This is a genomic window from Streptosporangium sandarakinum (assembly GCF_013409935.1).
Lineage (GTDB): Bacteria > Actinomycetota > Actinomycetes > Streptosporangiales > Streptosporangiaceae > Streptosporangium > Streptosporangium nondiastaticum.
Window position 1 is genome coordinate 846,518 of sequence record NZ_JACCCO010000002.1, and the last position, 23,771, is coordinate 870,288.

At 72.6% G+C, this 23,771-nt stretch carries 26 protein-coding genes and 3 tRNA genes; 15 read left to right on the forward strand and 14 right to left on the reverse strand.

Going from position 1 to position 23,771, the window contains the following annotated elements:
* Positions 1-13: 13 nt before the first annotated feature.
* Positions 14-727, reverse strand: coding sequence for a lysophospholipid acyltransferase family protein (locus tag HDA43_RS22345; RefSeq protein WP_179824820.1), 714 nt, complete (start codon positions 725-727; stop codon positions 14-16).
* A gap of 79 nt (positions 728-806) precedes the next feature.
* Between HDA43_RS22345 and cofC the strand changes: the two genes are divergently transcribed.
* Positions 807-1,511 (forward strand): 2-phospho-L-lactate guanylyltransferase, encoded by a 705-nt coding sequence (gene cofC, locus HDA43_RS22350; protein WP_179824822.1) that lies wholly within the window; start codon positions 807-809, stop codon positions 1,509-1,511.
* Positions 1,512-1,530: 19 nt separating this feature from the next.
* Here cofC and HDA43_RS22355 read toward each other — a convergent pair whose 3' ends face one another.
* The gene (locus HDA43_RS22355) at positions 1,531-2,985 is read right to left on the reverse strand and encodes an MFS transporter (protein ID WP_179824824.1); all 1,455 of its coding nucleotides are present in this window, start codon (positions 2,983-2,985) and stop codon (positions 1,531-1,533) included.
* Positions 2,986-3,195: 210 nt separating this feature from the next.
* Between HDA43_RS22355 and HDA43_RS22360 the strand changes: the two genes are divergently transcribed.
* Both HDA43_RS22360 and HDA43_RS22365 read left to right on the forward strand, forming a co-directional pair.
* Positions 3,196-3,984, forward strand: a complete 789-nt coding sequence (locus tag HDA43_RS22360; RefSeq protein WP_179824826.1) for a TetR/AcrR family transcriptional regulator — start codon at positions 3,196-3,198, stop codon at positions 3,982-3,984.
* A gap of 122 nt (positions 3,985-4,106) precedes the next feature.
* Entirely contained in the window at positions 4,107-4,316 is a 210-nt protein-coding gene (locus tag HDA43_RS22365) for a hypothetical protein (protein ID WP_179824828.1), read from the forward strand.
* A 147-nt stretch (positions 4,317-4,463) separates the two neighbouring features.
* On the opposite strand, the gene HDA43_RS22370 is transcribed toward HDA43_RS22365, so the two are convergent.
* The 4 genes from HDA43_RS22370 to leuC form a co-directional block, all read right to left on the reverse strand.
* Positions 4,464-4,763, reverse strand: coding sequence for an HU family DNA-binding protein (locus tag HDA43_RS22370; protein WP_179824830.1), 300 nt, complete (start codon positions 4,761-4,763; stop codon positions 4,464-4,466).
* A gap of 144 nt (positions 4,764-4,907) precedes the next feature.
* Entirely contained in the window at positions 4,908-5,162 is a 255-nt protein-coding gene (locus tag HDA43_RS22375) for an SCO5555 family protein (RefSeq protein ID WP_179824832.1), read from the reverse strand.
* On the reverse strand, positions 5,141-5,728 hold the full coding sequence (gene leuD / locus HDA43_RS22380) for a 3-isopropylmalate dehydratase small subunit (protein ID WP_179824834.1): 588 nt from the start codon (positions 5,726-5,728) through the stop codon (positions 5,141-5,143). The genes HDA43_RS22375 and leuD overlap by 22 nt, the downstream gene beginning before the upstream one ends.
* A gap of 5 nt (positions 5,729-5,733) precedes the next feature.
* Complete coding sequence (gene leuC, locus HDA43_RS22385) at positions 5,734-7,122, reverse strand: 3-isopropylmalate dehydratase large subunit (RefSeq protein ID WP_179824837.1); 1,389 nt, start codon at positions 7,120-7,122, stop codon at positions 5,734-5,736.
* A gap of 71 nt (positions 7,123-7,193) precedes the next feature.
* Between leuC and HDA43_RS22390 the strand changes: the two genes are divergently transcribed.
* Positions 7,194-7,910 carry an IclR family transcriptional regulator gene (locus HDA43_RS22390; RefSeq protein WP_179824839.1) on the forward strand — a complete coding sequence of 239 codons (717 nt, stop codon included), beginning with the start codon at positions 7,194-7,196 and terminating at the stop codon, positions 7,908-7,910.
* A 223-nt stretch (positions 7,911-8,133) separates the two neighbouring features.
* Positions 8,134-9,879: a hypothetical protein gene (locus HDA43_RS22395; RefSeq protein ID WP_179824841.1), complete on the forward strand. Its 1,746-nt coding sequence runs from the start codon at positions 8,134-8,136 to the stop codon at positions 9,877-9,879.
* A gap of 120 nt (positions 9,880-9,999) precedes the next feature.
* On the opposite strand, the gene HDA43_RS22400 is transcribed toward HDA43_RS22395, so the two are convergent.
* The 5 genes from HDA43_RS22400 to HDA43_RS22420 all read right to left on the reverse strand — a co-directional run bounded on the left by HDA43_RS22400 (position 10,000) and on the right by HDA43_RS22420 (position 12,216).
* Positions 10,000-10,818: an SGNH/GDSL hydrolase family protein gene (locus HDA43_RS22400; protein ID WP_218912365.1), complete on the reverse strand. Its 819-nt coding sequence runs from the start codon at positions 10,816-10,818 to the stop codon at positions 10,000-10,002.
* Entirely contained in the window at positions 10,815-11,786 is a 972-nt protein-coding gene (locus tag HDA43_RS22405; protein ID WP_246424485.1) for a TlpA disulfide reductase family protein, read from the reverse strand. The genes HDA43_RS22400 and HDA43_RS22405 overlap by 4 nt, the downstream gene beginning before the upstream one ends.
* A gap of 130 nt (positions 11,787-11,916) precedes the next feature.
* Positions 11,917-11,989 (reverse strand) — tRNA-Glu (locus HDA43_RS22410).
* A 17-nt stretch (positions 11,990-12,006) separates the two neighbouring features.
* Positions 12,007-12,082: transfer RNA gene (locus HDA43_RS22415), tRNA-Glu, on the reverse strand.
* Positions 12,083-12,144: 62 nt separating this feature from the next.
* Positions 12,145-12,216, reverse strand: a tRNA-Gln gene (locus HDA43_RS22420).
* Between the two features lie 187 nt (positions 12,217-12,403).
* Here HDA43_RS22420 and HDA43_RS22425 point away from each other — a divergent pair.
* On the forward strand, positions 12,404-14,380 hold the full coding sequence (locus HDA43_RS22425) for a M3 family metallopeptidase (protein WP_179824843.1): 1,977 nt from the start codon (positions 12,404-12,406) through the stop codon (positions 14,378-14,380).
* Between the two features lie 90 nt (positions 14,381-14,470).
* Here the strand turns inward: HDA43_RS22425 and HDA43_RS22430 are convergent, their stop codons facing one another.
* On the reverse strand, positions 14,471-15,031 hold the full coding sequence (locus HDA43_RS22430) for a PadR family transcriptional regulator (protein WP_179824845.1): 561 nt from the start codon (positions 15,029-15,031) through the stop codon (positions 14,471-14,473).
* A 53-nt stretch (positions 15,032-15,084) separates the two neighbouring features.
* Here HDA43_RS22430 and HDA43_RS22435 point away from each other — a divergent pair, with 53 nt between their 5' ends.
* The 3 genes from HDA43_RS22435 to HDA43_RS22445 all read left to right on the forward strand — a co-directional run bounded on the left by HDA43_RS22435 (position 15,085) and on the right by HDA43_RS22445 (position 18,389).
* Positions 15,085-16,407 (forward strand): MATE family efflux transporter, encoded by a 1,323-nt coding sequence (locus tag HDA43_RS22435; RefSeq protein ID WP_179824847.1) that lies wholly within the window; start codon positions 15,085-15,087, stop codon positions 16,405-16,407.
* A gap of 293 nt (positions 16,408-16,700) precedes the next feature.
* Positions 16,701-17,426: an ErmE/ErmH/ErmO/ErmR family 23S rRNA (adenine(2058)-N(6))-methyltransferase gene (gene erm, locus HDA43_RS22440; RefSeq protein WP_218912523.1), complete on the forward strand. Its 726-nt coding sequence runs from the start codon at positions 16,701-16,703 to the stop codon at positions 17,424-17,426.
* Between the two features lie 141 nt (positions 17,427-17,567).
* The gene (locus HDA43_RS22445) at positions 17,568-18,389 is read left to right on the forward strand and encodes a MerR family transcriptional regulator (RefSeq protein WP_179824851.1); all 822 of its coding nucleotides are present in this window, start codon (positions 17,568-17,570) and stop codon (positions 18,387-18,389) included.
* Positions 18,390-18,520: 131 nt separating this feature from the next.
* On the opposite strand, the gene gltX is transcribed toward HDA43_RS22445, so the two are convergent.
* Together gltX and HDA43_RS22455 are read right to left on the reverse strand one after the other, a co-directional pair.
* Entirely contained in the window at positions 18,521-19,852 is a 1,332-nt protein-coding gene (gene gltX / locus HDA43_RS22450; RefSeq protein WP_218912524.1) for a glutamate--tRNA ligase, read from the reverse strand.
* A 28-nt stretch (positions 19,853-19,880) separates the two neighbouring features.
* Entirely contained in the window at positions 19,881-20,657 is a 777-nt protein-coding gene (locus tag HDA43_RS22455) for a fumarylacetoacetate hydrolase family protein (RefSeq protein ID WP_179824855.1), read from the reverse strand.
* 294 nt (positions 20,658-20,951) lie between these two features.
* On the opposite strand from HDA43_RS22455, the gene HDA43_RS22460 reads away from it, so the two are divergent.
* The 6 genes from HDA43_RS22460 (at position 20,952) to HDA43_RS22485 (ending at position 23,741) form a co-directional block, all read left to right on the forward strand.
* The gene (locus HDA43_RS22460) at positions 20,952-21,449 is read left to right on the forward strand and encodes an Asp23/Gls24 family envelope stress response protein (RefSeq protein WP_179824857.1); all 498 of its coding nucleotides are present in this window, start codon (positions 20,952-20,954) and stop codon (positions 21,447-21,449) included.
* Positions 21,446-21,712 carry an Asp23/Gls24 family envelope stress response protein gene (locus HDA43_RS22465; RefSeq protein WP_179824859.1) on the forward strand — a complete coding sequence of 89 codons (267 nt, stop codon included), beginning with the start codon at positions 21,446-21,448 and terminating at the stop codon, positions 21,710-21,712. Before HDA43_RS22460 ends, HDA43_RS22465 begins: the two co-directional genes overlap by 4 nt.
* Entirely contained in the window at positions 21,709-21,897 is a 189-nt protein-coding gene (locus HDA43_RS22470; protein WP_179823443.1) for a hypothetical protein, read from the forward strand. The genes HDA43_RS22465 and HDA43_RS22470 overlap by 4 nt, the downstream gene beginning before the upstream one ends.
* Positions 21,894-22,331: an Asp23/Gls24 family envelope stress response protein gene (locus tag HDA43_RS22475; protein WP_179824861.1), complete on the forward strand. Its 438-nt coding sequence runs from the start codon at positions 21,894-21,896 to the stop codon at positions 22,329-22,331. The genes HDA43_RS22470 and HDA43_RS22475 overlap by 4 nt, the downstream gene beginning before the upstream one ends.
* Positions 22,332-22,669: 338 nt before the next feature.
* Complete coding sequence (locus tag HDA43_RS22480) at positions 22,670-23,146, forward strand: DUF6286 domain-containing protein (RefSeq protein ID WP_179824864.1); 477 nt, start codon at positions 22,670-22,672, stop codon at positions 23,144-23,146.
* A gap of 7 nt (positions 23,147-23,153) precedes the next feature.
* Positions 23,154-23,741 (forward strand): hypothetical protein, encoded by a 588-nt coding sequence (locus HDA43_RS22485; RefSeq protein WP_179824866.1) that lies wholly within the window; start codon positions 23,154-23,156, stop codon positions 23,739-23,741.
* Positions 23,742-23,771: the final 30 nt, after the last annotated feature.

Consider the following 23,771-nt stretch of genomic DNA (forward strand, 5'->3'; position numbering starts at 1 on the left):
CCGTACGTCGAAGTCAGTGGTGCACAGGTTTCTTGAACGGCGTCTTGGGCGGCTCCTCCTCGCGCAGTTCGGCGAGGAGCGCCGTGATAGCCGCCATGATGTCGGCGGTCACCTCTCGAAGGACGTCGGCGTGCGGTGGCCGCCCCTCGTACTTCGACAGGTCCACCGGCGGCCCGGTCAACGTGCGGAACGTCTTGCGCGGCAGCAGCCTGGGCTTCTTGGAACCGTAGGGAAGGATCTCCTGGGCACCCCAGTGTGCCACCGGGATGACCGGCACGCCGGTGGCCAGGGCCAGCCGGGCCGCGCCCGTCTTGCCCTCCATCGGCCACAGGTCCGGGTCGCGGGTGCAGGTGCCCTCGGGGTAGAACAGCACGCACGCCCCCTCGGCGAGCCTGCGCTCGGCCTCGGCGAGCGAGAGGGCGGCCTCGGCGCTGCCCCGGTGCACCGGGACGGCCATCAGCGACCGCACCGCGTGCCCGAGCAGCGGCACCGAGAAGAGGCCCGACTTGGCCAGGATCGTCGGCCAGCGGCCGTTGTTGACGAGGAAGTGCGAGATCAGGACGGGGTCCACCCACGACAGGTGGTTGGCGACCAGGATGATCCCGCCGGTCCTGGGCAGCCGGTCGGCCCGGCGCCAGTCCTTCCTGACCAGGAGCCATGAGATGGGCTTGACGATCGTGACCGCCACTGCGACCCAGAACCGGGAAGGCCATCCAGGGCGTCTCATGAGCTCCTCCATATAGGTGCGGTGCAGCCCCAAGTGTCCCGGTTGGCCGTGGGAGGTGTCGAGGCGGGATGCTAAGGCTATGCCTCCTGCGGAGAATCCCGGCTGGACCCTGGTCGTGCCGGTCAAGACGCTCGTCGCGGCCAAGACCCGGCTGTCGGAGGCGGCCGGTCCGCACCGGGCGGCGCTGGCCGTGGCGATCGCCTGCGACACGGTCGAGGCCGCCCTGCGCTGCGCGGCCGTGGCCCGGGTGGTGGTCGTGACGGGTGACCCGGTGGCGGCCCCGGCGCTGGCGGAGGTGGGCGCCCATGTCACCGGCGATCCGGAGGCCGGGCTGAACGCGGCGCTGCGGCACGGCGGCCTGGAGGCGGTACGGCTGGCGCCCGGCGGTCCCGTCGGCGCGCTCCAGGCGGACCTGCCGGCGCTCCGCCCGGCGGAGCTGGCGCTCGTGCTGGCCGCCGCCGGGGAGTTCGACCAGTCCTTCCTCCCCGACGTCGCCGAGGTCGGCACGACCTTCTACGGCGTACGGCCCGGCGTGCCGTTCACCCCGGGGTTCGGCGGCCCGTCACGGGACCGGCACCTGCGGCGCGGCGCGAAGGAGCTGTGCCTGCACGGGGTCGACTCGGTCCGCCGGGACGTGGACACCCCCGACGACCTGCGGGTGGCCCTGTCCCTGGGCCTCGGCCCCCGTACGGCGGAGATCGCCGGGAGGCTGGCGGGGGCGGGGAGGCCGGAGGGCGCCGGGAGACCCGGAGGGGAGTCCCCGCCGGGGAACTCCCCTCGCTGAGATCCTGTCCGGGCCGGGCTCAGTGCCCGGCCGGCTCCGCCTCCTCGCGGGCCTGCTTCGGCAGTAGGAAGGAGGTGACGAGGGTCGCCACGAGCATGGCCGCGACCACCCACAGCACGGTCCGCATCGCGGAGTCCATGTCGGTGCCCGAGGTCAGCAGGTCGAAGAAGACCGTGCCGAGCAGCGCGACGCCGAAGGAGCCGCCGAGCTGCTGGACGGCCGTCAGCGTGCCGGAGGCCGAGCCGGTCTCGTGCTGCTCGACCCCGGCCAGCACGATGTCGAAGAACGGCGCCATCAGCAGGCCCATGCCGAACCCGGTGACCACCAGGGCGGGGACGAACTGCCAGGCGGTGACGGTCTCGCCCGCCAGCGCGATGGTGAGCAGCACGCCCAGCGTGCCGAGCACCATGATCACGACTCCGCCCTGCAGCGCCCGCCGCCCGAACCGCTGCACCGCCTGGGCGACGCCGAAGCCCGCGATCATGCCCAGCGACCACGGGATCATGACCAGGCCGGCCTTGAGCGTCGAGTAGCCGAGCCCGATCTGGGTGTAGAGGTTGAACACCAGCGTGAAGCCCGTCATGGACGAGAAGAAGACCATGCCGGTCAGCAGGCCGCCGGTGAAGGCCCGCTTGCGGAAGAGGCTGGGCACGACCAGCGGGTCGCCGCCGGCGCGGCTCCTGCGGGACTCGAACCAGCCGAAGGCGGCGAAGACGGCGAGCGAGACGGCCATCATGACGAAGGCCCAGACGGGCCAGCCGCTCTCCCGGCCCTGGACCAGCGGGTAGACCAGCAGCAGGCTCGCGACGGAGACCAGCAGCACGCCGGGCACGTCGAGCCGGAGCGGGTGCGGCGAGCGCGACTCGGGCAGGAAACGCAGGCCGGCGAGCACGGCGGCCAGGCCGAGCGGCAGGTTGATCAGGAAGATCATGCGCCAGCCCGTCCCGAAGAAGTCGGCCTCGATCAGCCATCCCGCCAGGGTGGGGCCGCCCACCGAGGACAGGCCCATGATGGGCCCGAAGAGGCCGAACGCGGTGGCCATCTCCTTCGGGGGGAACATCTCCTTGATCATGCCGAGCCCCTGCGGGAGCATGACCGCGCCGAACAGGCCCTGCACGACCCGTGCGGCGATGAGCAGCTCAGGGGACTGGGCGACGGCGCACAGCAGCGAGCCGGCGGTGAACCCGGCCGCGCCGATCAGGAACATCCGCCTGCGGCCGAAGATGTCGCCCAGCCGTCCCCCGGTGATCAGGCCGACGGCCATGGAGAGCGTGTAGGCGGCGCCGAGCCACTGGATCGTGGCGGCGGTGCCGCCGATCTCGGCGCGGATGGTGGGCGCGGCGATGTTGGTGACCATCGCGTCCAGAAGGTCCATCACCTCGGCGGCGAGGATCACGAACAGGGCGGCCCAGCGCCAGCGGTAGGCGGGCGCCTCCGCCTCGGGTGGAGCGGGGGTGGTCAGTTCCGCGGCCATGGGGGACTCCTCGGGGATCTGCGGGAATGGCGTCCATCATCGGTGAACAGCGTTCAGTTTAGCTGATCGATGTTCTCTTGATGAACAGCGTTCAGGAGACGATACGCTGTTCTTAAGATATGTCGCATCATGTCGAAGAACAAGATATGACTTGAAAGAGAGCGGCGTTCGTTACGGTGATCAGTGTTCACCTCGGCATACACTGAGGCCATGAGCGACGAGCTGCCCACCCTGCCCTGGGATCGCCCGCGCGGCCGGACGCGCCCGCCCCGGATCCCCCTCACCAGGGACCGGATCGTCGAGGCCGCGTACGTCGTCCTGGACCGGGAGGGCTACGACCGGCTGAGCATGCGCATGGTCGCGGCCGAGCTCGGCGTCGCGGTCTCGGCCCTCTACGCCCACGTGAGCAGCAAGGACGAGCTGCTGGAGCTGATGTACTCCCGCTTCTTCGCCGACATGGACCTGCCCGATCCCGACCCGGAGCGGTGGCGGGAGCAGCTCAGGGACTACGCCCGCGCCGCGCTGGCCAAGCTCCGCTCGCACCGCGACATGGCCAGGATCTCGATGGGCTCCGTCCCGTTCAAGCCGGAGATGCTCCCCCACATGGACGCGATCCTCGGGGTGTTCCGCGCCGCCGGCCTGCCCGACCGCGTCGCCGGGGCCGCCGGCGACGTGCTCTCCACCTTCGTGGACGGCTTCGCCCTGGAGGAGAGCATGTGGCAGGACAGGTACCGCGCCACCGACGAGCTGACGTGGCAGGGGATGCGCGAGGCACTGGAGCGCTACTTCGCCGAACTGCCGCCCGAGCGCTTCCCGCACCTGACGGCGCTGTCGCACTCCATGCTCGGCCGGTCCAACGACGAGCGCTTCGACCTCGGCGTCGAGATCATCATCCGGGGCCTGGCGTCGTTCGCCGCCGAGGCCGCGGCGACCGGCGAGACGGGGGGCGACAGGACGGGGACCGGCGAGACGGGCGCCACGGAGCGGCCGGCGGGGTGATCCCGCGTACGGCCGGCGCGGACGGACATCCGTACGGACAGGCGGGGTGATCCCGCGTACGGCCCGGCGGGCGCCGATGTCCGTACGGCCCGGTGCGGGCGGTCGCGGGCTACGCTGGTCGGGTGCAGGCGACGGTGCGGATCTTCGACGCGGCGACCCGGTCGGGGTCGGTGTTCCTCGACGACGGGACCGAGCTCCGGTTCGGCGCGGAGGCGTTCGACGCGGGGCCGCTGCGGCTGCTCCGGCCCGGCCAGCGGGTGAACATCCTCCTCGACGAGGGCCGGGTCACCTACGTCACGCTCTCCACCTTCCCGCTGCCCGGCCGGGCCTGACGGGCGCGGTGACCCGTCCGCCGCCCGTCCGCCGCCCGTCCGAACCCGGACGCGGCCCGCCGGACGGCCGAGCGCCCCGGCCGGCTCCCGGGCCCGGACAGCCGGACGCCCGGACCCCTCAGGGGCCCGGGCGTCCGGACGAAGGCCCTACTTTTTCTTCGCGGCCTTCTTTCCCTCCGTGTTGACGAGCTCCTTGAAGTCGGAGCCGGGACGGAACTTCGGCCCCCAGCTCTCGGCGACCTTGATCTCGGCGCCCGTGGAAGGGTTGCGGGCCGTGCGGGCGGGCTTGTTGACCATCTCGAACGCGCCGAACCCCGTGATGGAGACCTTGTCCCCACGGGCGACGGTCTTCTGGATGGTGTCGATCACCGCGTTCACGGCCTCGGTCGCCGTCTTCTTGTCACCGACCCGATCAGCGACCGCGTCGACGAGTTCCTTCTTGTTCATAGGTTTGCTCCCCCTGCTTACCGATGTCTGGGAGTGGGCCATGAGGCAGATCGCCCCGTCATCACCCGATTTGTCACGGCATGAGGTCTCAACAGAGCGAGAAACCCCTTGCCCGCTTGAAATTAGGGGACGGAGCCGTATGACTCAATCACCTTCCGCAATGTTTCCAGGACTCGGCGTGCCTGAAACCAGAACATCTAGGTCTAGAAGGAATAAATCCAGGCGTCGGGCGGCATGACCCACGTTGCGCTTGGCCATGTCGTTGATCGAAATCAGCCGCCGGGCCAGGCGCTCCCGCCGATCGGCGGGCAGGCTGAGCCCGCGGACGCGGCGGTGCGCCTCGCGCAGCCGCCGCGCCAGCTCCTCTTCGGGGTCCGTCAGACGGTCGTCGGCAACCATGGCTGCCGACCATTCTCGTACTCGGTCACCTCGTCGGCGTGGCGGAGGGTCAGGCCGATGTCGTCCAGCCCCTCCATCAGCCGCCAGCGGGTGTAGTCGTCGATCTCGAAGGCGGCGGTCTCGCCGGCCCAGCGCACCTGGCGTGCCGCCAGGTCGACGGTGACCTCCAGGGAGGGGTCGGCCTCCGTCGCCGCCTGGATCGCCTCGACCGTGGTGGCCGGCAGGACGACCGGGAGCAGCCCCATCTTGGTGGAGTTGTTGCGGAAGATGTCACCGAAGCGGGCGGCGATCACGACGCGGAAGCCGTACTGCTGCAGGGCCCACACGGCGTGCTCGCGCGAGGAGCCGGTGCCGAAGTCGGGGCCGGCCACCAGGATCGACGCGCCCTGGCGGGCGGGGTCGTTCAGGACGAAGCCGGGGTCCTCGCGCCAGGCCGAGAACAGTCCCCTGTCGAACCCGGTACGGCTGACCTGCTTGAGCCAGACGGCCGGGATGATCTGGTCGGTGTCGACGTTGCTGCGGCGCAGCGGCACGGCCCGGCCGGTGTGGGTGGTGAAGGCTTCCATGGTGATCAGACCTCCTGGTCCAGGTCGGCGGGGGCGGTCAGCCTGCCGGTGACGGCGGTCGCCGCGGCGACCTGGGGCGAGACGAGGTGGGTGCGGCCGCCCCGGCCCTGGCGTCCCTCGAAGTTGCGGTTGGAGGTGGAGGCGCTGCGCTCACCGGGGGCCAGGGTGTCGGGGTTCATGCCCAGGCACATCGAGCACCCGGCCTCCCGCCACTCGGCTCCGGCGGCCCTGAACACCTCGTGCAGCCCCTCCTGCTCGGCCTGGAGCTTGACCAGCATCGAGCCGGGGACGACCAGCGTGCGGGTGACGACCCTGCGGCCGCGCAGCACCTCGGCCGCGGCCCGCAGGTCCTCCAGGCGGCCGTTGGTGCACGAGCCCATGAAGACCGTGTCCACCTCGATCTCGCGGAGCGGGGTGCCCGCGGTCAGGCCCATGTACTCCAGGGCGCGCCGGGCGGCGGCGGGATCGGAGGTGTGCTCCGGGTCCGGCACCGACTCCCCGAGCGGGGCCCCCTGGCCCGGGTTGGTGCCCCAGGTGACGAACGGGGTCAGCGTCGAGGCGTCGATCTCCACGACCGTGTCGAAGACGGCGTCCTCGTCGGTCGTCAGGGAGCGCCAGTGCTCGACGGCGGTGTCCCAGGCGGCGCCGGTGGGCGCGTGGGGACGGCCCTTGAGATAGGCGAACGTGGTCTCGTCCGGGGCGATCAGGCCCGCACGGGCGCCGGCCTCGATGGACATGTTGCAGACCGTCATCCGGCCCTCCATCGACAGCCCGCGGATCGCCTCGCCGCGGTACTCGATGATGTGCCCCTGGCCGCCGCCGGTGCCGATCTTGGCGATGATGGCCAGGATGAGGTCCTTGGCGGTCACGCCGGGCGGCAGCTCGCCGGACACCTCGACGGCCATCGTCCTCGGCCGGTAGGCCGGCAGGGTCTGGGTGGCCAGGACGTGCTCCACCTCCGAGGTGCCGATGCCGAAGGCGATGGCCCCGAAGGCGCCGTGGGTCGAGGTGTGAGAATCGCCACAGACGATGGTCATGCCCGGCTGGGTCAGCCCGAACTGCGGGCCGATGATGTGCACGACGCCCTGGCCGGCGTCGCCCATCGGGTGCAGCCGGATGCCGAACTCGGCGCAGTTCTTGCGCAGCGTCTCGACCTGCGTGCGCGAGACGGGGTCCTCGATCGGGCCGAGGACGGTCGGGACGTTGTGGTCCTCGGTCGCGATGGTCAACTCGGGCCGCCGGACCGGACGGCCCGCCATGCGCAGACCGTCGAAGGCCTGCGGGCTGGTCACCTCGTGGATGAGGTGAAGGTCGATGTAGAGCAGATCGGGCTCCCCTTCGGCACGTCGTACGACGTGCTGCTCCCAGACCTTCTCCGCCAGCGTGCGGCCCATGTCGCCTCCTTGCGATCAGCCATTCCGCACCCGACTTGCTTTCTCATATGTCGAGACGGCAGTATCGGTGTATGGACAACTCTAGCGGAGTCGGCGTACTGGACAAGGCCGTGCTCGTGCTCAACGCCCTCGAAGCCGGTCCCGCCTCCCTCGCCCAGCTCGTCCAGGCCACCGGCCTGGCGCGTCCCACGGCCCACCGGCTCGCCGTCGCACTCGAGCACCACCGCATCGTCTCCCGTGACACGCAGGGCCGCTTCGTGCTCGGCCCGCGCCTCTCCGAGCTGTCCACGGCCGCGGGCGAGGACCGGCTCCTGGCCGTGGCCTCGCCGATCCTCGCCCAGCTGCGCGATCTGACCGGTGAGAGCGCCCAGCTCTACCGCCGCCAGGGCGACGAGCGCGTGTGCGTGGCCGCCGCCGAGCGCTCCAGCGGGCTGCGCGACACCGTGCCGGTCGGCTCGGCGCTGCCTATGATCGCCGGATCCGCCGCGCAGATCCTGCTGGCGTGGGAGGAGCCCGACCGGCTGCACCGGGGGCTGCGCGGCGCGAAGTTCACCGCGGCGACACTGGCGAGCGTGCGGCGCAGGGGCTGGTCCCACAGCGTCGGTGAGCGCGAGCAGGGCGTGGCCAGTGTGTCGGCGCCGATCCGCGGCACGGCCGGAAAGGTGATCGCCGCCATCTCGGTCTCCGGGCCGATCGAGCGTCTCACCCGCACTCCGGGCCGCCTGCACGCGGCGCCGGTGGTGAGCGCCGCCGAGCGGATCACCGAGGCGATGCGACGGGCCAACTGAGGCACCGGCCGAGAGACCGGCGGAGGGGTCTACTGAGGGGTCGGCCGAGGGACCGGCCGGGGGAGGCCGCCGGGGCGGGCGGGCCGGGGACGCGGCACGCCGCCGCCCGGGCCGGCCCGCGGTACGGCGGGCCGGCCGGAGCCGCCGATCGAAGGGGCGACGGGCCGGATGACGGGTGCGATATGAGGAGGCGAGCACCCTTGCGGACCCCTAGTCTGGGTGCGTGACAGATCGCATCGAGGCGGCCGCGGCGGAACTGCGTCCCCTGCTCCAGGACTTCATCCTCTGGGTGCGCGAGAACGCGCCCGGCACCGATTCCAACCTGGTCGGTCCCGTCGCCCTGTGGCACCGGCTGACCGCCTCCGACGACGTCAGCCGATGGAAGCGTGCCGATCTGCGCAAGGTGCTCCTCGAACGGATGCCCCAGGTCGTGGAGGACCCCGACGCCGCGGCGGACGGCATGGTGCCCGCGCTGCGGGCCTACCTGACGTTCCTGTCGGAGACCGGCCGGCTGGCCAAGGGCTCCTCCTCGCTCCGCGACCTGCTGTCCGAGCTCGACCGGCTGGAGGACGACTTCGTCGACGCGATGGAGGACCTCGTCGCCGAGCAGGACGACGAGGACTACGACGAGGAGGACGAGGAGGAGATCGAGGGGCTGGGCGACTTCGAGCCGTTCGCCGACGAGCTCGCCGAGCTGCCGACGATCCGCCTGCGGCCCGACGCGGAGCTGGCCGAGGCCGTACGGAAGGCGCCGCTGATCGGCAAGGCGCGCGACCTCGCGCTCTGGGTCGGCTCCGAGCGGCGGGTGGGCGAGACGAGCCTGCTCACCGACGCCGAGATCGCCGAGGCCATGGCCGCCCTGGGCCTGCCCCTCCCCCAGGATGACGGCCGCCCGCTGTCGGACCGCGTGCCCGCGCTCTGGAACATCTGGAACCTCGCCATCGACCTGGACTTCCTCCAGCCCGAGGGCGAGGACACCGTCGGCGCCGACCCCGACGCCGCCGACTGGCCGTTCGAGGACGACGACGACGCCCTGGACGTCTGGATGGCCGGCCTGCACTCGGTCGACTACGGCGACCCCGAGCTGGACGACGAGGACGCCACGATCGCCCTTTCCGGGCTGACCCGGGCGCTGCTGGTCCGGGTGCTCCTGGCGAGCGGTTCCAGGCCGCTCCCCGAGCTGCGCGCCGAGCTGACCGAGGCCGCCGCCGAGTACGACGAGCGCGGCGCCGAGGCGTGGGCCGCGGCCACCGCCAAGTACGGCGACCCGCTCAACCCCGTCCTCGACTGGCTCGCCGGGTACGGCATGACCGAGGTCGAGCACGACCAGGTACGGCTGACCCCGCTCGGCATGGAGGGCGTGGTCCACCTGGCCGACGACGCCGACATCGAGCTGGACGCCCGGCCCGCCATCGACGCGATGACCGCCTTCGACCTGCTGTCCTTCAGCGCGGAGCTGCCCGAGGAGGAGGCGGACGCCGAGTTCGCCGCCTGGATGGAGCTGCGCGAGCCCGCCAAGGCCGCCGGTGAGCTGCTGGAGGCCGCCGCCGAGGACGACGCCGACGCCCTGATCCGGGTGCAGGCGGCCAGCATGGTCGGCTCGCTCGGCGAGGTGGCGGTGCCCGCCTGGAGGGACGCCCTGGGCGAGCCGTCCCTGCACCCCTACGCGGCCACCCACCTGGCCCAGCTCGGCGTGGACGACGCGCCCCCGCCCACCCAGGCCGACACCCACTGGCTGATCCTCGACATGCTGACCATCTCCGCCGGTCTCGGCCGGCCGGAGTTCGTCAGCAGCCTCGACGACATCGGCACGGCGTCGAGCCTGGTCGGTCTCCTGGACGTCATCTGGAAGGTGCCGCACCCGCACCTGGAGGAGCTGCTGGAGGCGATCGAGCAGGCCCACCCGGACAAGCAGGTCGGCAAGGCCGCCAAGCGGGCCCTGTTCAAGGCCCGCTCGGCGCACAACTGAGCGTCTGAGCGCCATGACCGGCCGCCGGGAGTCCCGGCGGCCGGTCGGCCGTGCCGTACGGCGATGCGGCGGGTGGTGCGGAGGGCGGCGCGACAGGCGGCGCGGAGGGCGGTGCGCCCCTCAGCCCGCGGCCGGCGACCCCGGTGGATCCGGCAGAGCCTGGACCAGCGCCTCGGCCCAGTGCCGGTAGCCGGTCGCCGACGGATGGAAACCGTCGGAGGCGAAGAACCCGGCCGTCTCGACGGGCACCTCCGCGGTGGCGTGGACGACCCCCTCGGCGCCGCGCGCCACGTCGCGCATGACGTGGTCCAGTGCCCGCGCCCGCAGGCCCAGTACGGCGCGCAGCGGCTGGGGCAGCGCGGGGAACCTCCCGACCGGCGGCATGCCGGCCACCACGATCGGCACCCCGGGCAGTCTCCGGCGCACCGCCGCCACCAGCTCCCGCAGCTCGCCCCGGAACCTGCGCGGCCGGTTGAGCTCCAGCAGCTCGTTCACCCCCAGGGCGACCACCACGACGTCGGCGGGTTCCAGCAGCGGGACCAGCTCGGCGGTGGTGGTGCGGGTGTTGACGCCGCTCCTGGCGGCCACCTGCCAGCGCACCGGGCGGCCGGTGCGCGCGGCCGCCCCCCGGGCCAGGAAGCCGGCCAGGCTCTCGTCGTGGGTGGCGACGCCCACGCCCGCCGCGGTGGACTCCCCCAGCACGGCCAGCCGGAACACCGGCCCCGCCGCCCCGCCGGACGAGGTGCCCGCGGCTCCCTCGGCCCCCGGCGACTCGGAGACCCCCGCGGGCGGTACCACGACCGCCCCGCCGGCCACGCCGGTGCGCGGCCCCGCGGCCTCGGGGAGCCGGGGTATCCCGCGCCGGATCCGCATCCCCTGCACGGCGAGCATCGGCGCCAGCACGACGGTGGCCGGCGAGGCCAGCCATCCGACGCTCACACGTCCTCCCCCTGCCAGTCGGGCAGCGGCCGGTAGATCGCGATGCCCCTGCTCTCCAGCTCCTCGCGGAGCCGGAAGTACTCCTCTCCGAACGGGTCGACGCCGGCCAGCGGCATCAGGCCGCGGCGGACGGCGAGGTCGTGAGGGGCCAGGGCGGCGGCCTCGTCGAGGTGGCGCCGGGCGGCCTCCGCGCGCCCGCGGCGCAGCAGCCACGCCGCCAGGCGCCCGTGCAGCCGGGCCAGGCGCTCCTCGTCGGTGGGGGGACGCAGCCTCCGGGTCGTCGCCCCGGCGTCGCCGTCCACCACCCAGCGGCGCAGGGCCGCGACGGCGCGCTCGGACGACAGCCCGTTCATCGACCGGAAGGTGTCGGTGGCGGTCATGGTGTCCTGCGGCCGGGCGATCCGGCCCTCCTCGTCGACCCAGACCACGGTCGGCACGTTGATCACGTTGTACAGCTCGGCGATCCGGCCGTCGGCGTCGACCACCGCCGGGTGCGCGACGTCGGCGAGCCATTCGGCGGCGTCGGCGGGATCGCGGTCGAGGGAGACGCTGAGCAGGCTGAAGCCGTACCCGCCCAGCTCGCGGTGGAGGGCGTCCCAGGCGGGCAGGTCGTAGCGGCAGCCGCACCAGGAGGCCCAGAAGACCAGCGCGACCTTGGTGCCGCGCAGCGCGGTCAGCTCCGGGAAGTCCGGCGCCCGGTCCGGGGCGGTCTCGGCGGCCTCGCCGATCGCGACCACGCCCTCCTCCTCGTCGGCGACCGCCCGGCGGCCGAGCAGCTCGGCGAACCTCACCAGGTCCACACCGTCGCCGGTCTCGGCGGACGCGGCGCGGAAGGCGGGGACGCACGCCTCGCCCCTGCACCAGCCGTGCGGCTTGCGCTCCCAGCCGAGGATCGTCGTCCCGTGCGGCACGACGAGCCCGTCGGCCTTCTCCTCCCGGCCGTCCACCAGCAAGGTGATCATCTTCATCTCCAATTGGATAGTGGCACTCTCCAATTATTGGGGGGCCTCGACCTCCGGGCAAGGACACGATCGCGGGAGAGGGAGCCGGAACGCAGAAAACCCCCGGAAGCCATTGCTTCCGGGGGTTTCACCGATGTAGCCCCGACCGGATTCGAACCGGCGCTACCGCCTTGAGAGGGCGGCGTCCTAGGCCACTAGACGACGGAGCCTTGCAGGTTTGACAGTGTGGTAGTCCCGACCGGATTCGAACCGGCGTTACCGCCTTGAGAGGGCGGCGTCCTAGGCCACTAGACGACGGGACCGAGACACTGTCGCCGGATTTGGGGGGAACCAAATCCGCGGCGCCTTCGAGAGGAAGACGCAGCTGGGGTACCAGGACTCGAACCTAGAATAACTGAACCAGAATCAGTCGTGTTGCCAATTACACCATACCCCACCGCGGTTGAGCTCCTTGCGGTGCTCGCTTGCGACTCCGAAAGAATAGCCCAGGTTGGGCGCGGAGACCAAAACGATTGGCCCGCGCCTGATCGGGCACCCGATCGTGTGACACCGGCATGGCCTCCACCGGTCGGGTGTGTAACGCTGCTGGGGCAGAACAGAACCCCACATGAGGAGCCCGCGCCGTGGCTGAGAACCCCTTCTTCGCCCCAAGCACCCTGCCCTACAAGCTCCCGCCGTTCGCCGAGATCAAGGAGGAGCACTACCTGCCCGCCTTCGAGCACGGCATGGCCGAGCAGCTCCGCGAGGTGGACGCGATCGTCGCCGACCCCGCCGCGCCGACCTTCGCCAACACCGTCGAGGCCCTGGAGCGCTCCGGCCAGGTCCTGAAGCGGACGGCGATCGTCTTCTTCAGCGTCGCCTCCTCGCACGCGACGGACGCCGTCCGGGAGATCGAGAAGGAGATCGCCCCCCGGCTGACCAAGCACGGCGACGCCATCCACCTCAACCGCGCCCTGTACGCCCGGCTCAAGCAGGTCGTCACCGACGACCCGGAGGAGGCGTGGCTGCTGGAGAAGTACCGCGTGGACTTCGTCCGGGCCGGCGCCGACCTGTCGGAGGCCGAGCAGGAGCGGCTCAGCGAGCTGAACGAGGAGCTGTCCACGCTCGGCACCGCCTTCTCCCAGAACCTGCTGGCCGCCACCACCGCCTCGGCGCTGGTCGTCGAGGACGCCAAGGAGCTCGATGGCCTCTCCGAGACCGCGCTCAAGGCGATCGAGAAGGACGGGAAGTACGTCCTGCCGCTGCTCAACTTCACCAACCAGCCCGCGCTGGCCGAGCTGACCGACCGGGAGACCCGCCGCAGGCTGTACGAGCTGTCGACCGGCCGGGCCCCGGAGAACTTCGGGCTCGCGGCGAAGATGGCGGCGCTGCGCGCCGAGCGGGCCGCCCTGCTCGGCTACCCGAACCACGCCGCCTACAGCGTCGCCGACCAGACGGCCAAGACCACCGACGCCGTCGAGGAGATGCTCGGCAAGCTGGTCGGCCCGGCGGTGGCCAACGCCCGCCGCGAGGCCGAGGCGCTGAGCGAGCAGGCCGGCTTCCCGATCGAGCCGTGGGACTGGTCGTTCTACGCCGAGAAGGTGCGCAAGGCCCGCTACGACTTCGACGGCTCCGAGCTGCGCCCCTACTTCGAGCTGGACCGGGTGCTGCGCGACGGCGTCTTCCACGCCGCGGGCGAGCTGTACGGCCTGCGCTTCGCCGAGCGGGACGACCTGCGGGGCTACCACCCCGACGTCCGGGTGTTCGAGGTGTCCGACGCCGACGGCTCGGAGCTGGGCCTGTTCGTGTTCGACCCCTACGCCCGGCCCACCAAGCGCGGCGGCGCCTGGATGAACAACCTCGTGGACCAGTCGCATCTGTTCGGCGAGCTGCCCGTGGTGATGAACAACCTCAACATCACCAAGCCGGCCGAGGGCCCGACGCTGCTGACCTTCGACGAGGTCGTCACCGCCTTCCACGAGTTCGGGCACGCTCTGCACGGCCTGTTCTCCGACGTGCGCTTCCCCCGCGTCTCCGGCACCGAGGTGCCGCGCGACTTCGTGGAGTACCCCTCGCAGGTGAACGAGATGTGGGCGACCTGGCCGTCGATCCTCGCCAACTTCGCCAGGCACCACGAGACCGGCGAGCCGGTGCCGGCGGAGCTGGTGGAGAAGATGCAGGCCGCGGAGAAGTTCAACCAGGGCTTCGCCACCGTCGAGTACCTCGCCGCGACCCTGCTCGACTGGGCCTGGCACAAGCTCGCCCCGGGCGAGACCGTCGAGGACGCCGAGGCGTTCGAGGCCGCGGCCCTGGAGCGCGCCGGCATCGCCTTCGAGCTGGTCCTGCCGCGCTACCGGACCAACTACTTCGCGCACATCTTCTCCAGCGGCGCGGGCGGCTACAGCGCCGGCTACTACTCCTACATCTGGAGCGAGGTGCTGGACGCCGACAGCGTCGAGTGGTTCAAGGAGAACGGCGGCCTGGTGCGCGCCAACGGCGACCACTTCCGCTCCGCGCTGCTGTCGGTCGGCGGCGCCAAGGACGCGATGGAGGCCTTCCGCGCCTTCCGCGGCCGCGACCCGCGCATCGAGCCCCTGCTGGAGCGCCGCGGCCTGGCGTAGCGGCCCGTCCGCCCCGGTACGGCCCCGCGGCGCCTCCAGCCGGGCGGGGCCGTACCGGGGGCTCCAGGGCACGCTTCACGCCCGCCCGGGTCACTCCGGGCGGGCCCCGGCGGGCGCGGACTCCAGCTCCGCGACGGCCTCCCGGAGCCATTCCCTCTCCGCCGCGCTCATCGCACGGGCGACCACGAGCATGCCCCGGTGGAACGGGTCGCCGACCTCCTCGGCCCGCAGCGGCCTGCCGTCCTCGTAGAAGAAGCTGGCGGGCGTCTCCAGGAAGGCGAGGCGGCGGCGCAGCACCCGGGCCTGCGCCTCGCGGTCGCGGAGCTGGGACAGGAAGGCGAGCAGGCCGAAGAACCGTGCCTGGTCGCTGATGTCGAGGTCGGCGGGCTCGCGGAGCCGCCGCAGGAGCTCGCGGCGGCCGGCCTCGGTCAGCGTGAGGACCTGACGGCGGGCCGCGCCCGCCCCCTCCTCCTCGTGCCGCTCGACGAGCCCCTTCTTCTCCAGGCGGGCGATCGCCGGGTACAGCGCGCCGTCGCTGACCGGGCGGAGGTGGCCGCTCAGCCCGTGGATGCGGGCCTTGAGCTCGTAGCCGTGCATCGGTCCCCGCCCGAGCAGGCCGAGGATCGACAGGGTCAGATCACCGCTTGCCATGGGCGCATCGTAACGCTATACCTCTAAGCGAGATAGCTCGAAAAGAGGTAAAGATGAAGCTGCTCCGCCTCGCCCTGCCCGTCTACGTGGAGCTGCTGACCGCGGTGGTCGCGGTCGGTCTGATCGACCTGCTCTGGGTGTCCCCCCTGGGCGGTCCGGCCGTCGCGACGGTGACGATCGCGACGGCCGCCGAGAACCTCGCCCTCGGCGTCGTGCTCGCCGTCTCCACCGGGACCACCGTCGCGGTCGGCAGGCGCGACGGCCGGGAGCCGCTCGGGCCGGTCGTCCGTACGGCCTGGCTGCTGGGCGGGGCGGTGAGCCTGGCGGTGGCGGTCCCCGGCGTGCTGCTGCGCGAGCCGCTGGCCCGGCTGTTCACCGAGGACCCCGGGACGGCCCGGCTGACCGCCGGTTTCTTCCTGATCTCCCTGGGCGGCCTGCCGGTCTTCTACGCCCAGACGCTCACCGACGGGATCTTCAAGGGCCTCGGTGACACCGCCACCCCGATGCGCACCGCGCTGCTGTGCAACGCACTGGTGATCGCGCTGGACCCTTTGTTCGTCTACGGCCTCGGCATGGGCGTCCAGGGGGCCGCGGCGGCGACCGTCGCCGCCCGCGCCGTGGCCCTCGGCGTCGCGCTGACCCTCCTCTCCCGGCGTCTCTCCCGCCACGCGGCCTCCGGACCGCCGGCGCGGGCGCGCCGTCCGGACGACGTGGACACCGTGCGGGTCGTGAGGACGGGCGGGGCCGGGAACGCCGGGGAGATCGTCCGCACCGGCCTGCCCATGTCCGGGGACTTCCTGGCGCGGTCACTGGTCGGCATGCTCATGGTGGAACTGGTCGGCGGGTTCGGGGTCACACCGCTGGCCGCGTACGGCACCGGCACCAAGATCATGCTGGCCGGGGTGATGGCCTTCTACGCGCTCCGGCAGGCCGCGATGATCCAGACGGCCCGGTCCGGCCGGGCGGGTCCGGCGTCGTCCCTCGGCCTGGCCGCGGGCGGGGTCGTGGCGGCCGTGCTCAACACCGTCGCCGTGCCCGCGGCAGGGCTGTTCACCTCGGACGCGGCGGTGGCCGCCGGGACCGTGGACTTCCTGCGGTGGATGACGCTCCACCTCGTCCCGTTCGGCGCGCTGATCGCCGCGGGCGGGACGATGCAGGCGAGCGGGCGCGGGGGCCGGGTGCTGGCCGCCACCCTGGCGGGCTTCGCCGTACAGCTCGGCCTGGCCCACGCGCTGGGCGCGGCGCTCGGCGTCACCGGCGTCTGGCTGGCCATGGCGGCGGGCACCACCCTCGCCGCCGTCCTCGTCGCAGTGCTCGCCGCCGCCCGATTTCCCGCCGGAAAATCGGTTGCGGCCCTCCCTAACCTGGATTCATGAACCACGCACTGTGCTTCGCCCACCTCCGGGTGGGCCTGGTCAAGCGGCCTCGCGCCACCCGGGCCCTGGCCCGCTAGGACGCGCGCTCCGCATCTCACGACGACGCGCGTCCGCACGCGTGCGCCCAGGGCTTTCCGAGACCCGATCCATCTCTCGGACCCCGAAGGGGCGGAAACGCTGTGGCGCGTTCATTCGCACACGGAAACCATTCACACACCCAGAAGAAGGTCAGGGCCGACGGCGGCGGGCGAACCGGCCGCGACCAGGCCAGGCGCGTCCTCTCGCAGAACTTCATGATCGACCCGCGCGAGATCGACCGCGTCGTCGCCGCCGCCGCGCCGGAGCCCGGGGACCTCGTCCTCGAACCCGGCGCGGGAGAGGGCCCCCTCACCCGTGCCCTGGCCGACCGTTGCAGAAAGGTCATCGCCTACGAGATCGATCCGCTGCTGGCCGGGAGGCTGGCCGCACGCACCCGCGACGACGACCGCATCGAGGTCGTCCGAGGCGACTTCACCGCCGCCGGGGCGCCCGCCGAGCCGTTCGCCGTCGTGGGCAACATCCCCTACGCGGTGACCGCGCGCATCGTCGACTGGTGCCTGCGAGCCAGGAACCTCACCTCGGCCACGCTCGTCACCCAACTGGAGTACGCCCGCAAACGCACCGGCGACTACGGCAGGTGGAGCATGCTCACCGTGGCGAGCTGGCCCCGCCACACCTGGCACCTGCACGGCGTGATCGACCGCGCCGCGTTCCGCCCGGTCCCCGGGGTCGACTCGGCGATCCTGCGCATCCGGCGCAGGCCCGCCGGCCTGCTGCCGCCGGAGGCCATGGCCGCCTACCGCGACCTGGTCGAGCTCGGCTTCAGCGGGCTCGGCGGCACCCTGCGCGCCTCGCTGCGCCGCCGTCATCCCGCCGCCGAGGTCGACGCCGCCTTCGCCGAGGCCGGCCTCGACCCGGACAGCGTCGTCGCCCACGTCCACCCGGACCAGTGGGTCACCCTGTTCGGCCGTCTCCACTGACCCTCCGGCGGCGCCGGGCCCCGCGCCCGGCGCCGCCGGGGGGGCGGAACGGACGTCCCCTCCGGCACCGGGTCCGCTCCGGAGCCGGAGATCAGGGAGGCTTGACCCTGACACCATGTGAGGCCCTGGAGTGGGAGGACCATGTTCACCATCGGAGCCTTCGCCAGACACGGCCGCGTCTCGGTCCGCATGCTGCGCCACTACGACGCCGTCGGACTGCTGCGCCCTGCCCGCATCGACCCGTCCAGCGGCTACCGCTTCTACGAGGCCGGCCAGCTCGCCCGGCTCAACCGCGTCATCGCCCTGAAGGACCTCGGATTCACCCTCCAGCAGGTGCGGGCGATCGTGGACGAGCCGGTGAGCACCGAGGAGCTGCGCGGCATGCTGCGGTTGCGGCGGGCGGAGCTGGAGGCGGCCCTGGCGGCCACCGCGGCCCGGCTGGCCCAGATCGAGGCGAGGCTCCGGACGATCGAAAGCGAGGGACGCATGAACACCGACGACGTGGTGGTCAAGCGCATTCCGGCCGTACGGGTGGCCGAGCTGAGCGGCACCGCCGCGAGCTACCGGCCCGAGGACGTCGGCCCGGTGGTCGGGCCGCTCTTCGACGAGCTCTGCCGCAGGCTGGAGCGGGCGGGCGTGACCCCGGCGGGGCCGGGCATCGCCTACTACGAGGACGTCCCGGACGGCGAGGCGGTCCTCGTCCACGCCGCCATGCCGGTCGCGGCCGACCCCGCGGACGCTCACGGCCTGACGGTCGTGAACCTGCCCCCGATCGAGCGGGCCGCCACCATCGTGCACCGCGGCCCGATGGACGACATCATGCCCACGGCCCAGACGCTGACCCACTGGATCGAGACGAGCGGTCACCGCTCGGCCGGCTACGCCCGGGAGCTCTACCTCGAATGCCCCGATGATCCGCGGGGGTGGGTGACCGAACTCCAGGAGCCGATCGCCGCGGCGTGAGCCTCCCTCGCATACGGCGGGCGCCCGGACGCGGGGTCGCGTCCGGGCGCCGGCGTACTTCCCGGGAGCCCGGGAGAGGTCCTTTCCGGAAAGGCCCGGAAGGCGGCCCTCCCCCGGAGTCCGGGAGGGGTTCAGCCCTCCAGGCGGGTGAGGGCGGCGCGGAGGCGGGCGACGGAGCGCTCGCGGCCCAGCGCCTCGATCGACTCGAACAACGGCAGGCCGACGGTCCGGCCGGTGATCGCCACGCGGACCGGGGCCTGCGCCTTGCCGAGCTTGAGGCCGTGCTCGGCGCCGACCTCCTCCAGCGCGGTCTTGAGCGACTCCGGGTCGAAGTCGGACTTCTCCAGCCGGGCGAGATAACCGGTGAGGATCTCCCGCGCGGAGGTCTTCATCCCCTTGTCCCACGACGCCTGGTCGAAGACGGGCTCGTCCAGGAAGAGGAAGTCGACGTTCGCCGTGATCTCCGACAGCACCGCGAGGCGGGTCTGGGCGAGACCGGCGATCCCGGCGAAGACCTCACGGTCCCAGCCGGGCGCGAGCCACGGCTCGCAGCGGGCGATGAAGTCGTCGAGCGGCAGCGCCCGGATGTACTCGCCGTTGAAGGCGCGCAGCTTCTTCTCGTCGAAGAACGCCGAGGAGGGGTTGACGTCCTCCAGGCGGAACAGCGGCACCATCTCCGACCAGGGCATGATCTCCCGGTCGCCGCCGGGGCCCCAGCCGAGCAGCATGAGGTAGTTGACCATCGCCTCCGGCAGGTAGCCCTCGTCGCGGTAGGACTCCAGGGCGACCTTGTCTCGGCGCTTGGAGAGCTTCTGGCGCTTCTCGTTGACGATGACCGGCAGGTGCGCCCAGACGGGCGGGGTCACGCCGAGCGCCTCCCACAGCAGCTGCTGCTTGGGCGTGTTGGACAGGTGCTCCTCGGCGCGGACCACATGGCTGATCCGCATCTCGATGTCGTCGACCACGTTGGCCAGCGCGAACAGCGGTGAGCCGTCGGCGCGGGCGACGACGAAGTCCTCCATCGCGTCGTTGGGGAACTCGACCCTGCCGCGCACGAGGTCGTCGACGACCGTCACGCCCTCGTCGGGGGTGCGGAAGCGGACCGCGCCCTCGGTGAGGCCCCGCTCGCGGCAGAAGCCGTCGTAGCCGCGGTGCTCGGAGCCGGTGCGGGCCTTGACGTCGTCGCGGGTACAGGTGCAGCGGTAGGCGCGGCCGGCGGCGACGAGCTTGGCCACCGCCTCGCGGTGCTGCTCCTCGTAGGACGACTGGAAGTAGGGGCCCTCGAAGAACGGGCTGTCTTCGTGGATGCCGATCCAGGCCAGCGCCGAGATGATGCCCTCGGTCCACTCCGGCCGGTTGCGCGCGGCGTCGGTGTCCTCGATGCGCAGGACGAACCTGCCGCCGGACTGCTCGGCCAGCGCCCAGTTGAACAGCGCCGAGCGGGCGCCGCCGACATGGAACATGCCGGTGGGCGAGGGAGCGAAACGAACCCTAATCACGGGAGACCACCCGGTTGGTGAGAGTGCCGATTCCTTCGATGCCGACGCTGACCTCGTCGCCGACGTCCAGCGGTCCCACACCCTCGGGGGTCCCGGTGAGGATGACGTCGCCGGGGATCAGGGTCATGACCGCACTGACGTGAGCGATCAGCGCCGGGATGTCGTGCATGAGCTTGGAGGTGCGCGAGCTCTGCCGGAGCTCGCCGTTCACCGTCGTGGTGATGGCGAGGTCGTCCGGGTCGAGCACGGTCTGGATCCACGGGCCGAGCGGGCAGAACGTGTCGAAGCCCTTGGCCCGGGTGAACTGGACGTCCTTCTTCTGCAGGTCGCGAGCGGTGACGTCGTTGGCGCAGGTGTAGCCGAAGACGACCTCGCGGGCCCGCTCGGCGGGCACGTCCCGGCAGAGCCTGCCGATGACCACGGCCAGCTCGCCCTCGTAGTCGACCCGCCGGGACAGCCCGACGGGGTAGGCGATGGCCTCCCCATGGCCGATCACCGAGGTGGACGGCTTCAGGAAGATCAGCGGTTCCTCGGGGACCTCGCCGCCCATCTCGCGGGCGTGGTCGGCGTAGTTCCTGCCGATCGCCACGACCTTGCTGGGCAGCATCGGCGAGAGCAGCCGGACCTGCGAGAGCGGGTGGCGCTCGCCGGTGAACTGGATCGGACCGAACGGGTGCCCGGAGATCGCGGAGACGAACTCCTCGCCGGGGCCGCCCTCGACCACCCCGAATCCGACACCTTCACCTGTGGAGAACCTCGCGATACGCACAGGACAAGGCTAGTCGCGCCCGCGAGCCGCCCGGGACCGCCACCGCTCCCCGCCCCCCGGACGACCCCCGAACGGCCCCCGGACGGTCGCCGTCCGGCCGCCGGGACCTCGGCACGATCACCGGGAATCCCGCCCGGCATTTCCCCGGAAAGCCATGGCAATCAATGAATCACAAATTCCCATTATCCACCCAAGAATCATTATCTCCGGATTTCTATTGTTATGAGGGGTACCACCCTTTATGGGCAATAGTCGGGGAAGCAGGCGGTCTTCCCCTAGGGGGAGGGAGTCGACGTGACCGAAGCGAGCACGCCGAACAGGCCGAGAGGCGAAGGCGCCCCGCCGTCGCGGACGCGGACCGACAACCCGGGATCCGGCGGAGACCTGATCACGCCCAAGGGGACCACGAGCATCGACAGCGGCGTCGTCGCGAAGATCGCCGGCATGGCGGCCCGCGAACTGGAGGGCGTCCACGCCATGGGCGCCGGCGGCGCGCGCGCCCTCGGCGCGGTCCGGGGCATGGTCGGCGGCGGCGACCGGAACGTCACCCAGGGCGTGGCCGTGGAGGTGGGCGAGCGGCAGGCCGCCGTCGACATCGACCTCGTGGTCGAGTATGGCGTGGCCATCCCCGACCTGGCCGGCTCGGTGCGCCGCAACGTGATCTCGGCGGTCGAGCGCATGACCGGCCTGGAGGTCACCGAGGTCAACATCCGGGTCGACGACGTCCACCTGCCCGAGCCGGAACGGCAGGAGAGCGGGCAGGAGAGCGGGCAGGAGGCGCGCGTCCAGTGAGCGAGCTGGCCCACGAGGTCGCCGACGCCGTACGGCACTGCCCCGGCGTCGCGGGACTGTCCGGCGGCCCGTTCGGCGCGGTGGCGACCTACCTGCCGGGAGAGAAGGTGCCCGGCGTCGCCGTACGGGACGACCAGGTCGAGGTCTCCATCGTCGTCCAGCCGGGACGGCCGCTGCCGGAGATCGCCGAAGACGTGCGCGCCGCCCTCGCCCCGCTGGTGGGCGGCCGCCCGGTGAACGTCCACATCGGAGGTATACGTTGAACGGGTTTCCCATCTGGTCGTTCATCGGCCTGGTCGCCGGCGTGGCCCTGGGCTTCGCGGCGGCCTTCGGCGGACTGGGCGCGTTTCTGCTGGTGCTGGTCCTGGGCGCCGTCGGAGTGATCATCGGTCGCCTCGTCGACGGTGACGCGGTGGATCTGTCCAAGCTGTCCAAGAGGCACAGATGACCGCTCCGGCCGGGTCCGCGCCGCCCGCTCCGGCGGACGTCCCCCCGGAGCCGGGCGGCGTCCCCGCCCGGGAGCCGGCCCGTGCCGGGCCCGCCCCGGCGGCCGTGCCGCCCGAGCGGCGGGGCAGAACCGACATCCCCGAGCGGGTGGTGGCGCGCATCGCCGCCCAGGCCGCCGGGGAGGTGCCGCACGTGCACCGGGTCCGCGAGCGCGGCGCGCTGACCCCGGGCGGCACCCAGGCCGTCGTGCACGACGAGCTCGCCGTCCTGGAGCTGGACGTGTCGGTGGACTACCCCGTCCCGCTACGGCACGTCGCCGAGGAGATCCGGCGGCACGTCGCCCGCCGTGTCCACGACCTCACCGGTCTCTCCGTCGGCCACATCGACATCGGCGTGACCGACCTCGTGCCTTCCCGGGGAGATGACACGTCATGACCGCCCCCTCCGCCCCGGGGCCGCCCGACCCGGTCCCCGGGGGCACGCCCTCCGTCCCACCGGAGCCCTCCGGGGGAACGCCCACCGGGCCCCCTCCCCCGGGCACGCCGCCCGCGCCCGGCGCGGGAACCCCGGAACAGGCCCCGACGACCGCACCCGGCGCGGGAGTCCCGGAACAGGCCCCGACCGCCGCACCCGGCGCGGGAACTCCGGAACAGGCCCCGACGGCCGGCCCGTCCGCGGCCGGCCCGGTCCCGCGGAACCGGGCCGCCGACCGGGCGGCCGTCCGGGCCTTCCGCCCGCGCCGGGTGGTCCCCGCCGTCATAACGGCCGCCCTGATGCTCGCCGTCGGCGGCCTGGTCGCGACGGAGGTGATCTCCACGCTGCTCGGCAGCCCGGTGCGCGTCGTGCCGTACGACCGGATGTTCGCCTGGGCCGCCTCGACGCCGTGGCGGTCCCCGCAGGCGCTGGGGGCCGCGACCCTGCTCACCGCGCTGGGCCTGCTGCTCGTCCTGTCCGCGCTCATCCCCGGCCGGACCAGGACGGTCCCGGTCAGGACCGGCGACCCGGATCTGATCGTCGGCATGCGACCCCGCGGGTTCACCGGCGCCCTGGCCCACGCGGCGAACCGGGTGCCGGGCGTCGAGCACGCCCGGGTGCGGCTGGTCGGCAGGACCGCGCGGGTGACCGCCCGCACCACGCTGCGCGACACGTCCGGGCTTCCCGAGGCCGTACGGCAGGCCGTACACGCGCGGATCGAGGAGCTCTCCCCCGTGCACGACCATCCGGTGAGCGTGCGGCTGCGAGGGAGGTGAGCCGGAGGTGGACAGGAAGACCGCGCGGGGCAACCGGCTGGGACTGCTGATCATCGGGCTGCTGCTGACCGCCGCCGGCGTCTACGCGCTCGTCCGCGGCACCCGGCTGCTCCCGCAGAGCTGGGCGTCCGCCACGGAACCGCTGATCAGCCCCGCGACGCGCGCCGGGTTCGCCCGCACCGCCCCGTGGAGCTGGGCGGCGCTCTCCCTGGCCGCGGTGGTACTCGCCCTGTACGGCCTGCGCTGGCTGATCGTCCAGGGGCGCAGCGGCAGGCTGCGCGGCATCCGCCTGGAACACGGCCCGGGCGGCGTCACCGACGTCCGCGCGGACACGGTGACCGAGGCGATGGCGGCCGAGGTCGGCGCGCACCCGGCCATCCACGACGTCACCGCCGCCATGACGGGCACGAGCGCCCACCCCGCCGTACGGCTGCGCCTGACGGCCGACGAGACCACCCCGATGAGCGCGATCTGCGAGCAGATCGGCGGGGTGGCCGTCCCGCGCATGCGCCAGGTGCTGGAGACCGAGCACGTCCCGGCCGTGGCCAAGGTGAGCCTGGCCGAGCCGCCACGCCCCCGCCGGACCGTCGCCTGAGGGACGCCGGTCGTAGAGTGGCCGGCACAG